The organism is Kitasatospora putterlickiae, assembly GCF_039527695.1.
Taxonomy (GTDB): domain Bacteria; phylum Actinomycetota; class Actinomycetes; order Streptomycetales; family Streptomycetaceae; genus Kitasatospora; species Kitasatospora putterlickiae.
In genome coordinates, this window is the sequence record NZ_BAAAKJ010000243.1 from 11,264 (window position 1) to 13,900 (window position 2,637).

A 2,637-nucleotide genomic window follows, 5' to 3' on the forward strand; every position below is an offset into this window, starting at 1 on the left:
CCCGCGCCGACCCCGCGGGGCCCGTCGACCTCGCCGACCCGGCGTTCTGGCGGCTGCCCGACCGCGCCCGCGCCGCCGCCTTCGCCGAGCTGCGCCGCCTGCCCGCCCCCGCCCGCTTCGGCGCCGCCCCGGGCTTCCACGCCCTCGTCCGCCACGCCGACGTCGTCGAGGCCAGCCGCAACCCCGCCGTCTTCCTCAGCGGACCCGGCGTCACCACCCCCGAACCGGCCCGCTGGGTGCGCCTGCTGTTCGGCGACTCGATGGTGAACCTGGACGACCCCCGCCACGCCCAGCTGCGCCGCATCGTCTCCCGCGCCTTCACCCCGCGCCTGATCGCCCGGGTCGAGGACGACATCCGCCTGGTCGCCACCGACCTGGTCGACCGGGTGGAGCGCGAACGCCCCGTCGACTTCGTCAACGCGGTGGCCGCCGAACTCCCCTTCCGGGTGATCTGCAACATGATGGGCATCCCGGAGGAGCCCCGCCGCGCCATCCTCGACCAGGTCGACCACGCCTCCGAGCACACCGGCGTCCAACGCCCGCTGCGCCAGCGGATCCGGATGCCCGGCCGGGGGCTGCGGGCGCTGGCCCGGATGCAGGGCATGGTCGCCGACCTCGGCCGCGAACGCCGCCGCCGGCCCACCGACGACCTGATCTCCGCCCTGGTCACCGCCGACGTCGACGGCCGCCGCCTCACCGGCCGCGAACTCGGCGCCTTCTTCTCCCTGCTGCTCGTCGCCGGAGTCGAGACCACCCGCAACGCCCTGGCGCACGGCCTCCACCTGCTCACCGCCCACCCCGAGCAGCGGGCCCTGCTGCTCGGCGACCTCGACCGGCACCTCGGCGGCGCGGTCGACGAGATCGTCCGCCACTCCACGCCGATCATCCAGTTCCGCCGCACCCTGGCCGTCGACCACCGGCTCGGCGGCCCCGACGGCCCGCTGCTGCGGGCGGGCGAGAAAGTGGTGCTCTACTACGGCTCCGCCAACCGCGACGAGACCGTCTTCCCCGACCCGGAGGCCTTCGACATCACCCGCGGCCCCAACCCCCACCTCGGGTTCGGTGGCGGCGGACCGCACTACTGCCTCGGCGCGCACCTCGCCCGGCAGGAGATGAAGGTGCTCTACCGGGAGCTGTTCACCCGGCTCCCCGGGGCCCGCTCGGTCGGCGAGCCCCAGTACGTCCCGTCCAGCTTCGACCACCGGATCCGCTCGCTGCGGTTCACCTACTGACACCGCCCCGGGGAGTTCACAGCCCGTCGGACTCCCAGACCGCGTGGTCGTGCGCGAACAGCACCCGGCGCGGCCCGAACGCCGCCAGCCGGTCCAGCCACGCCGGATACCCCGGCAGCGGCGCGCCGACCACCCCCTCCCCGGCCGCCCGCCGCGCCAGCACCGCCGAGCCGAACACGGACGCGGTGTCGGTCGCCTGACCGGCCAGCACCGTGTGGCCGTCAGGACCGGCCACCAGCAGCGACTGGTGCCCGGCGGTGTGACCGGGCGTCGGCACCACCCGCACGCCCGGCCACACCTCCGCCTCCCCGTCCAGCTCCCGGTAGCGGACGCCCGGGAAGTCCACCAGCGCGTCGATCGTGTACCCGCCCGCCCGGGCCTCGGCCAGCTCCGCCGCCTGCGTCCACACCGGCACCCCGGCCAGCAGCGGATTGCCGCCGCAGTGGTCGAAGTGCAGATGGCAGTTGACGACCACGTCGACGTCGCCCGGTGCCACCCCGGCCGCCGCCAGCGCCGCCGTCAGCGGCCGCCGCACCGGCCGGTAGTGCGCGTCCGCCTCCGGATCGCCCTCGCCGAGACCCGTGTCGAACAACAGCAGCCCCTCCGGCCGGCGCACCAGGTACGCCAGCACCGGCTCCACCCGGGGCTCCGGGTTGTCCGCCTCCCCGGCCGGCCGGACGAAGTAGCCGAGATCGAGGCGCCGGATCCCGGACGCCGCACCGGGGTGGGACCTGACCATGCTGCTCCTCCTGGGGGTCGCGGTGGCGGACGTCACTGCGTCTACCCACCACACGGCGCACAATGCCGCCATGACCGACCGTTCGCTCCCCGCACCCCCCACCGCCGACGCCCCGCCGCCCGCCGCCGACGGCCCCACCGCCGACGCCTGGCGCGCCCTCGGAGGTCCGTCCGCGCTGCTGGAGCGGGTCTCCTTCCACGGCCCCGACGCCGTCCTGCCCTCCCGGCTGCCCGTGCGCCGGCTGGCCCGGGCCACCGTCGCCGCCTGCTCACTGGCCGCCGCCGAACTCGCCGCGCTGCGCTCCGGCACCCCGGTGCCCGAGGTCCGGATCGACCAGGGCGCCGTCGCCACCGCCTTCGTCAGCGAACGCCACCTGCGGATCGACGGCCGCGCCCCGGTCTCCTTCGCCCCGCTCTCCGGTTTCTGGCCGACGGCGGACGGCTGGCTGCGCACCCACGCCAACTACCCGCACCACCGCGACCGGCTGCTCACCGCCCTCGGCCTGCCCGCCGACGCCGGGCCCGAGCGGCTCGCCGCCGTGCTGCGCGAACGGCCGGCCGCGTCCGTCCAGGAGCGCGCGTACGCGGCGGGGGCGCTCGCCGTCGCCGTCGCGCTGGCCGCGCTCTGGCGCGCCCGCCGGCTCGGCCCGGTCGTCAGCGAGAACCT

At 76.5% G+C, this 2,637-nt stretch carries 2 protein-coding genes and 1 pseudogene; 2 read left to right on the forward strand and 1 reads right to left on the reverse strand.

Annotated elements, in window-relative coordinates; all coding sequences use genetic code 11:
* Window positions 1-1,232, forward strand: a 1,232-nt coding sequence (locus ABD308_RS24470) for a cytochrome P450 (protein WP_344338629.1), incomplete at its 5' end; no start/stop codon positions are given.
* 16 nt (window positions 1,233-1,248) lie between these two features.
* Here ABD308_RS24470 and ABD308_RS24475 read toward each other — a convergent pair.
* Window positions 1,249-1,971, reverse strand: coding sequence for an MBL fold metallo-hydrolase (locus ABD308_RS24475; protein WP_344338631.1), 723 nt, complete (start codon window positions 1,969-1,971; stop codon window positions 1,249-1,251).
* A gap of 70 nt (window positions 1,972-2,041) precedes the next feature.
* Between ABD308_RS24475 and ABD308_RS24480 the strand changes: the two are divergent.
* Window positions 2,042-2,637 (forward strand): annotated as a pseudogene (locus ABD308_RS24480) (CoA transferase); the annotation flags it as partial.